The 8459-nt window shown below is 67.2% G+C and carries 9 protein-coding genes; 3 read left to right on the plus strand and 6 right to left on the minus strand.

Annotated features, from left to right (window positions below; translation table 11 throughout):
* Positions 1-53: 53 nt before the first annotated feature.
* Together coaE and DXK93_RS28410 are read right to left on the minus strand one after the other, a co-directional pair.
* Positions 54-683 carry a dephospho-CoA kinase gene (gene coaE / locus DXK93_RS28405; RefSeq protein WP_119451856.1) on the minus strand — a complete coding sequence of 210 codons (630 nt, stop codon included), beginning with the start codon at positions 681-683 and terminating at the stop codon, positions 54-56.
* Between the two features lie 31 nt (positions 684-714).
* A complete protein-coding gene (locus DXK93_RS28410) occupies positions 715-1563 on the minus strand; it encodes an A24 family peptidase (RefSeq protein ID WP_192352999.1) in 849 nt (282 codons plus the stop codon).
* 203 nt (positions 1564-1766) lie between these two features.
* Here DXK93_RS28410 and DXK93_RS28415 point away from each other — a divergent pair, with 203 nt between their 5' ends.
* Positions 1767-2555: a copper resistance protein NlpE N-terminal domain-containing protein gene (locus DXK93_RS28415; RefSeq protein WP_119451858.1), complete on the plus strand. Its 789-nt coding sequence runs from the start codon at positions 1767-1769 to the stop codon at positions 2553-2555.
* Between the two features lie 90 nt (positions 2556-2645).
* Here the strand turns inward: DXK93_RS28415 and DXK93_RS32520 are convergent, their stop codons facing one another.
* The 4 genes from DXK93_RS32520 to DXK93_RS28435 all read right to left on the minus strand — a co-directional run bounded on the left by DXK93_RS32520 (position 2646) and on the right by DXK93_RS28435 (position 5165).
* Positions 2646-3062, minus strand: coding sequence for a response regulator transcription factor (locus DXK93_RS32520; protein WP_054459287.1), 417 nt, complete (start codon positions 3060-3062; stop codon positions 2646-2648).
* Positions 3063-3178: 116 nt separating this feature from the next.
* Entirely contained in the window at positions 3179-4033 is an 855-nt protein-coding gene (gene panC, locus DXK93_RS28425; protein ID WP_054459288.1) for a pantoate--beta-alanine ligase, read from the minus strand.
* 36 nt (positions 4034-4069) lie between these two features.
* Positions 4070-4960: a ScpA family protein gene (locus tag DXK93_RS28430; RefSeq protein WP_054459290.1), complete on the minus strand. Its 891-nt coding sequence runs from the start codon at positions 4958-4960 to the stop codon at positions 4070-4072.
* 16 nt (positions 4961-4976) lie between these two features.
* Positions 4977-5165, minus strand: a complete 189-nt coding sequence (locus DXK93_RS28435) for a DUF3460 family protein (RefSeq protein WP_042796240.1) — start codon at positions 5163-5165, stop codon at positions 4977-4979.
* Positions 5166-5263: 98 nt separating this feature from the next.
* Here DXK93_RS28435 and DXK93_RS28440 point away from each other — a divergent pair, with 98 nt between their 5' ends.
* Both DXK93_RS28440 and glpK read left to right on the plus strand, forming a co-directional pair.
* Positions 5264-6718, plus strand: coding sequence for a DHA2 family efflux MFS transporter permease subunit (locus DXK93_RS28440; RefSeq protein ID WP_119451859.1), 1455 nt, complete (start codon positions 5264-5266; stop codon positions 6716-6718).
* Positions 6705-8231, plus strand: a complete 1527-nt coding sequence (gene glpK / locus DXK93_RS28445) for a glycerol kinase GlpK (RefSeq protein ID WP_119451860.1) — start codon at positions 6705-6707, stop codon at positions 8229-8231. The genes DXK93_RS28440 and glpK overlap by 14 nt, the downstream gene beginning before the upstream one ends.
* Positions 8232-8459 lie beyond the last annotated feature (228 nt).

Here is an 8459-nt window from a genome sequence, read left to right on the forward strand (position 1 = left end):
ACAGGCCCATCTTTGTTTGGCCAGCTGGGCCAATGTTATTCAGGGGTGCCGGCCTAGCGCGGAGCTTGCCGGCCCGTCGTGCTCGCCAGCGCCAGCCAGCGGTCATGCAGGATCTTCGCCTGCGCGCGCAGTTGTTCCGGCGTAGTGCCTGCGTCATTGACGATGACGTCGTCGGCGACTTCCAGACGGCTTGCCCGCGCAGCCTGTGCCGCCATGATACGCCGTATGGCAGGCTCCGTCAGCCCGCTGCGTTGGCGCACCCGCGCCACCTGCGTCTCCGGGTCGCAATCCACCACGCAGATGCGGTCCAGGCGCGAGCGCCAACGCGGCAACGATTCAACCAGCAGCGGCACCACGAAGACCAGATACGCACCGGTCGCAGCCGCGGCCTGGCGCTCGGTCTCCTGCCCGATGGCGGGATGCAGCACGGCCTCCAGCCGCAAGCGCACCTGCGGATCCGAGAACGCCTGATCCCGCATCCACGCGCGATCCAGCGCCCCGTCCGGCGTCAATGCCCGCGGGCCGAACTCGCGTTCTATCGCAGGCATGGCCGCACCGCCCGCGGCGGTCAGCTCACGCGCGATCTCGTCGGTATCGACCAGCGTCGCACCCCACTCTGCGAGCATGTCCGCCACCCGGGTCTTGCCCGATCCGATGCCGCCCGTCAGACCTATCTTCAACATACCGCCCATCCCATGGAGGACATGAACCGCCCTATTGCAAAAACCGCCCCAAGCCGTGCTCGCCGCCCACCAGCAGCGTCACGACGCCCGCCAGCGCAAGATAGGGACCAAAGGGCAACGGCTGCCCGCGGCTGGCGCGGCCGCTCAAGGTCAGCGCGCCGCCGATCAGCACGCCCAGCAACGATGCGCTCAGCAGCAGCGTCGGCAGGGCTTCCACGCCAAACCATGCGCCCAGCGCGGCGAGCAGTTTGAAATCACCATAGCCCATGCCCTCGCGCCCCGTCAGCAGGCGGAACACATGAAAGATAACCCACAGGAAGACGTAGCCCGCCACCGCCCCCACCACCGCCATCTGCAGGCTGGCATAGGCATCGAACAGATTGACCAGCAGCCCGGCCCAGAGCAGCGGCTGGGTCAATGCGTCGGGCAGCAGTGTGGACTCGAAGTCGATCCAGGCCAGCGCCACCAGCATGGCCGACAAGCCCATGGCGGACAGCGCCAGCGGCGTGGCGCCGAACCGCCAGGCGCATGCAGCGAACAGCGCGCAGGTCAGCAGTTCGATGGCCGGGTAGCGCCACCCGATGGCCACGCCGCAAGCGCCGCAGCGACCCCGCAACAGCAGCCAACCCAGCAGCGGCAGCCGCCGCCAGCCCGCCACGGGGGTGTCGCAGGCGGGGCAGTGCGAGGCCGGCGACCACAGGCCATAGCGCCCCGCCGCAAGCGGCTTGCCCGAGGCTTCCTGGCAGTGCGCCTGCCATTCCTGCTCCATCATGCGCGGCAGCCGGTGGGTCAGCACCGTCAGCCAGTTGCCGACGAACAAACCCGCCAGCGCCGCCAGGCCGATGAACAGGCCCAGAGGCAGATCGAAGACATGCCGCATCGCCGTCATCCGCACGCGCGGCACTGGGCCGCGACGGCGCCACGCCAGGAGCTGGCGATAGTGCGCGGGGCAGGCTGGCGGCGGCCGTGTCGTAAATAGTGCATAAAGTGTTGAGGATGCCCAAGTGCGGCTAAGGGGAACGTATCGAATCTTCGCATAAGTGCGTAAAATCGGAGACAGACTCACCACACGGATAAGCTGCCATGACCGCGCGCGTAGAAATCGGTACCCGCTCCCGCAAACTCAGCGTCATGGGGCTGCTGCTCGCAGGCACCGCATTGGGCGCAGCTGGCTGTGCCCAACAGAAAACCGAAGGCTACTACGACCCTCCCGCCGAAAGCACCGTGACCGACGCCCAGTACCAGGGGTCGGGCGCGGGATATCGCAGCGTCATCCGTGCGCCGTCGCAAGTGCAGATCGCGCTCAAGCCGGATGCCCCCCGCAAGAACCAGAATCAGGCCGCCCAGGCCGCCGCCGGCGGTCAGACCACGGAAGACGGCCAGGCAGTCCCGGCAGACACCGAACACACCACCTCGGCATCCGCCGCAAGCGCGCCGGCCGCCGCCAGCCCGGCAAATCCCAGCGCGCCCAATCCGGCCGTGCAGAGCCTGGTGCCGCAGCCGCAGACCTACATGGGCACCCTGCCGTGCTTCTCGCCCGCCATGCAGTGCACCGCACAGCGCGTGACGCTTACGCTGGCGCCCAATGGCCGTTGGCGCGGCCGCGTGGCCTACCTGGAAAACGATCCCAAGAAAGGCCCGCCGGTTACCGAGCAAGGCTGCTGGGATGCCACCGACGAGCGCCCGCCGCGCGTCATCCTGATGGACAGCAAGGGCAATGGCCGCGCGGAATTCGTAGTGGCTGCCAACAACGTGCTGCGCGTGCGCTCCATTGACGGCCAGACGCCCAACCTGAACTACAACCTGACCCGCCAGCCTGATCTGGACCCGATCGACGAATTGGCCAAGGCGGCCGCGCCCCAGTGTCCTTGAGGCCCGCCGGCGGCCGTTGAGTACGCCGCCTGCGCAGCTTCCTACCCGGGCCCGACGAACATCACGTTCGCCGGGCCCGGTGCTTTTGGACTACCCGGCCTGGCTGTCTGGGTCGGCGCCAAGATCGGAACGGCGTGCAGCGGGACTTGCCAGGCATGGGCTGTACGCTGGCGTCGGCGGTTCATGCAGCACATAGCTCGGACTGACGCTGCCGGGCGGGGGCATGGAAACCAGCGCATGCCGGCGGTCCGGCCCAGCCGCCCCAGGCACGGGCGAGGCGCCGGAACGGCCGTGCTCGCACAGCCGGCACGCCAGTTGCATGGCGTTGCGCACTTGCAGCTTGGTGAAGATGCGGGAGCGGTGGGCCTCGACCGTGCGCAGCGAAATGCCCAGGTCTATGGCGATGACTTTATTGGGGCGGCCGGCGGCCACATAGGTGACGATTTGCCGTTCGCGGGGAGTGAGGGAAGAAAGAACGGCTTCCAGATCGGGACGGGGAGCTTGCATGGGGCGGCTCGCTTGCAATGTAGGATTGCACCGAGTCTGACCCGCCTCCCGCCACCACGTAAGCTGGTAGTTCTTTCAGGGGTGGACATGGACGCCACCCCCGCGGCCTTGCCGTCTCAGGCCGTGTAGGCCAGTTCCAGATTGTCGATCAGGCGGGTCGTGCCCAGCTTGGCGGCCGCCAGCGCCACCAATGGTTCGCCGGCCTGCAGGTCGGCGGCTTCGGGACGCTTGAGGTCGCGTTGGCGGCGCAGAGCCACGTAGTCCACCTGCCAGCCGCGCCGGGTCAGGGTCTCGACGGCTTCGCGCTCCAGGGCGGCGGCATCGCGTTCGCCCTGGGCCAGGCGCTCGTTGGCGTGCCGCAACGCGGCATACAACGCAGGCGCCTCGGCGCGGTCGGCGTCGCTGAGGTAACGGTTGCGCGAGGACAAGGCCAGGCCATCTTCGGCGCGCACGGTCTCGTGCGCCAACACTTCGACGGGCAATTGGAATTGGCGACACATGTTGCGCACCACCATCAGCTGCTGGTAGTCCTTCTTGCCGAACACCGCCACGCGCGGCTGCACGCAGGAGAACAGCTTCAGCACCACGGTGCTGACGCCTTCGAAGAAGCCGGGGCGGAACTCGCCTTCCAGGATATCACCCAGGTCGTCCGGGGGCTGCACACGGAAGTTCTGCGGCTCCGGATACATCTCGCGCTCGTTCGGCGCGAACAGCACGTAGACGTCGCGCTCGCGCTCGAGCTTCTCGATGTCGGCGGCGAGCGTGCGGGGATACTGGTCGAAGTCTTCGTTGGGACCGAACTGCAGGCGGTTCACGAAGATGCTGGCCACCACCGGATCGCCATGCTGGCGCGCCAGCTTCATCAGGGACAGGTGGCCTTCGTGCAGATTGCCCATCGTGGGCACGAAGGACACGCGATTCTGGCCGCGCAGGTGATCGCGCAATTCCTGGATGGTGTGTACGACTTTCAAGGAGTTTCTCCGGGGTTGGGGGCAGCCCGGTGAGGATCAGGCCGCGACCGCCGACACGCTGGTGTAGGCCAGGCGCACGTAGATGGGAGCATAGGGCTCGGCCTGCGTAATTTCCAGCAGGGACTCGCGCGCCAGCTCCAGCATGGCGATGAAATGCACGACGACCACCGCCGCGGGCGCGCCTTCGCGGACGCGCTCCATGAACAGGTCGCCGAATTCCATGAAGCGCACGTCGTTCAGGCGCCGCAGGATATGCGTCATGTGATCGCGCACGGACAACTGTTCGCGCGTGATGTGGTGATGCTGGTTCAGCTTGGCCCGCTTCATGATGTCGGCCCACGCCGCGCGCAAGTCGTCCACGCTGACCTCGGGCAGCATGCGCTCGACGCTCAGGTCGGCCACCGCCTGGCTGCTGACGAAGTCGCGGCCCAGCTGCGGCATCGCGTCCAGCTTCTGGGCGGCCAGCTTCATCTGCTCGTATTCGAGCAGGCGGCGCACGAGTTCGGCGCGTGGATCTTCCGGCTCTTCGCCGGTGTCGGTCTTCTTGACCGGCAGCAGCATGCGCGACTTGATCTCGATGAGCATCGCCGCCATCAGCAGGTACTCTGCGGCCAGCTCCAGGTTGTGGATGCGGATCTGCTCCACATACGACAGATACTGCCGCGTGACATCCGCCATGGGGATGTCCAGCACATTGAAGTTCTGCTTGCGGATCAGGTAGAGCAGCAGGTCGAGCGGCCCTTCAAACGCTTCCAGAAACACTTCCAGCGCATCCGGCGGGATGTACAGGTCCGTGGGCATCTGGAACAGCGGCTCGCCATACAGGCGCGCGAACGCCACGCTGTCGATCGTGTCAGGGGTGCTGTCGACGGGCGGTTCCACTAGCGCGGCCAGGGCGTCGCCCGGGACGGAAGCGTTTTGGGCCATGATTGCCGCAATGGGCTCAGTCGGCCTGGTAGACGTACGGCTTTTGCGGCACGCGGGCCGCGCGGAAGCCTTCCAGCAGCTCCGAGTCCTGCGGTTTGTCCCAAAGGCGGGCGCGGCCCTCGCGCTGGCGCTCTTCGGTGCCAGGATGCGATTTCTTGTAGTCCTTCAGGAAAAGGGTGATCTCGGATTCGTAGTTGGTCGCCATGGCACCAATTTCAATGGGTTTCGGATGTAGGGAGTTTACTTCACGGCGGCCCACCCCCCGGCGTTACAATCTCGCGGCACCCATCGCCCCCGCCCGCCATGTCCGCAGAAACCGCAGCAGCAGCCCGCCCCGCTCCTCTTTCCAGTGAGCAAGCCGCGCGCGCGGCGCGCATGATTCCCTTCATCGTGGGCTGTGCGCTGTTCATGCAGATGCTGGACGCCACCGTGGTGGCCACTGCCCTGCCAGCCATGGCCCACGCCCTGGGTTCGACCCCGGTACGGCTGAACGTGGCCATTACTTCCTACCTGCTGTCGGTGGCGGTATTCGTGCCCGTCAGCGGCTGGGCGGCCGACCGCTACGGCGCGCGGCGGGTGTTCGTGGCGGCGATCGGCCTGTTCACGCTCAGCTCGGTGGCCTGTGCGCTGTCCCAGGATCTGCCGCAACTGGTCCTGGCCCGCATCGTCCAGGGGATGGCGGGCGCAATGATGGTGCCGGTGGGGCGCATCATCCTGCTGCGCACCGTGCCCAAGCAGGACTTGCTGAAGGCCATGTCCTTCCTTTCCATTCCGGCCCTGCTGGGCCCCGTGATCGGACCGCCGTTGGGCGGCTTCATGGTCACCTACATGTCCTGGCACTGGATCTTCCTGATCAATATCCCTATCGGTATCCTGGGAATTTTCCTGGTGCTGCGCTACGTCGCGGAAATCCGCGAGGAAGCCGCCCCGCGCCTGGACTGGCCAGGCTTCCTGCTCAGCGCGATCTGCCTGGCGACCCTGGTCAGCGGTTTCGAGGCCATCGGCCGCGACGTCATGCCGCCGTCCGTGCTGCTGGGGCTGATCGCGGTCGGCACGATCTGCGGCCTGCTCTATGGCTGGCATGCCAAGCGCACCGAACACCCCATCATCGACCTGTCGCTGATGCGGATCCCCACCTTTGCCATCTCCACGCTGGGCGGCAACCTGTGCCGTTTCGCCGTGGGCGCCACGCCCTTCCTGCTGGCCATGCTGCTGCAGGTGGGTTTTGGCCTCACGCCGTTCGCGGCGGGCCTGATCACCTTCGCCAGCGCCGCGGGCGCGCTGCTGATGAAGTTCGTGGCCACCCCCATCGTCAAGCACTTCGGCTTTCGCCGGGTCCTGACCGTGAACGCCGTGCTGGCGGGCGCGTTCATCGTGGTCTGCGGCGCCTTCACGCCCACCACGCCGGTGTGGCTGATGATCGCGATCCTGCTGGTCGGCGGCTTTTTCCGTTCGCTGCAGTTCACCGGGGTAAATACGCTAACCTATGCCGACATCCCCCCGTCCAAGATGAGCCGCGCCAGCAGTTTCGCCGCGATGGCGCAGCAGCTGGGCATCAGCCTGGGCGTGGGCGTGGCCGCGGTGACGCTGAACATCAGCATGTCCCTGCGCGGCGCGGAAACGCTGGCGATCCGCGATGTCGTCGCGGGCTTCATCGTCGTCGGCGTGCTGTGCATGGCTTCGACCTTCTCCTTTAGACGCCTCGACCCTCTGGCCGGGGCACACCTGAACGGCGCCAAACAAAGTGACGACGAATGAATTTGTCCTAGCCCTGGACCAGGGCACGACCAGCTCCCGCGCAATCGTGTTCGACCGTGAGGGCGTGGTGCGCGGCGTGGGCCAGCGCGAATTCCGCCAGCACTATCCGCGGCCGGGCTGGGTCGAGCACGACGCCAGCGAGATCTGGCATAGCCAGCTGGACGTGGCGCGCGAAGCCCTGCGCAATGCCGGCGCGACCGCCGCCGACATCGCCGCCATCGGCATCACCAATCAGCGCGAAACCACCCTCATCTGGGAACGCGCCACCGGCCGCCCGCTGGCGCGCGCCATCGTCTGGCAGGACCGCCGCACGGCGCCCATGTGCGACCAGCTGCGCCAGGACGGCCACGCCGATTTCCTGCAATCGCGCACCGGCCTGGTGCTGGACGCCTATTTTTCCGGCACCAAGCTCGCCTGGCTGCTGGATCACGTGCCGGGCGCACGCCAGATGGCCGATCGCGGCGAACTGGCCTTTGGCACGGTGGACACCTGGCTGATCTGGCAACTGACGGGCGGCGCGGTGCACAGCACCGACCCGAGCAATGCCTCGCGCACCATGCTGTTCGACCTGCACACGCAGGACTGGAACGACGAGATCCTGGCGCTGCTGAAGATCCCGCGCAGCGTGCTGCCCACCATCGCGCCCAGCAGCGCGGTGGTGGGTGAAGCCCTGCCCGAATGGTTGGGCGGTTCGATCCCGATTGCCGGCAACGCCGGCGACCAGCAGGCCGCCACCTTCGGCCAGGCCTGCTTCACGCCGGGCATGGCAAAGAACACCTACGGCACCGGCTGCTTCATGCTGATGAACGTGGGCGAAAAGCCTGTGCAGTCCCACAACAACCTGCTGTCCACGGTAGGCTGGGGCCTGCCGCAGGCCGGCAACAGCGGCTGGCGCCCGACCTACATGCTGGAAGGCGGCGTGTTCGTGGCCGGCGCGGCGGTGCAGTGGCTGCGCGACGGCCTGGGCATCATCCAGCGTTCGGAAGAAATCGAATCCCTGGCCGCCAGCGTGGCCGACACCGACGACGTATTCATGGTCCCGGCCTTCGCCGGCCTGGGTGCGCCGCACTGGGATCCGTATGCGCGCGGCACGCTGGTGGGCCTGACCCGCGGCACCACCCGCGCCCACATCGCCCGCGCCACGCTGGAATCCATCGCTCTGCAAAGCGCCGAACTGCTGACCTGCATGAACGGCGACAGCGGCATCGCGCTGACCGAGCTGCGCGTGGACGGCGGCGCCGCCCGCAACGACCTGCTGATGCAGATGCAGGCGGATTTGCTGGGCGTCCCGGTGGTCCGCCCGCGCGTATCGGAATCGACGGCGCTGGGGGCCGCGGGGTTGGCGGGGCTGGCGGTAGGGTTCTGGTCGGGGCTGGAGGAGTTTGCCTCGAAGTGGCAGGCTGAACGGACGTTCGAACCGACTTGGCCGGAGTCCGTGCGGGCTGCGCGGATGAAGCGGTGGCGGCAGGCGGTGGAGTTGTCCAAGGGGTGGTCGGATAGTGCTGGGAAGTAGGCGGGCTTTGTCGCTTCTGGCGATGTTGCTTCGTGGTATTGAGCTCGGCCGAGGCTGCGTTTGCATGGTTTCGAGGCGCCGTTCCAGTGCTTCGTAGGCCGCCCATCGGCGCGGGCGCCTGAGTGGCGGGCGCCCACGATTGCGGTCCGGAGCCTTCGCTCCGGACTGCCCCGTCGTCATCTTCGTCCAGGCCTTCGGCCTTCCCTTCAGATTCCCTCGGGCGCATCG

Origin of the sequence: Achromobacter sp. K91 (assembly GCF_003576205.1) — a bacterium.
Taxonomy (GTDB): domain Bacteria; phylum Pseudomonadota; class Gammaproteobacteria; order Burkholderiales; family Burkholderiaceae_B; genus Achromobacter; species Achromobacter aegrifaciens.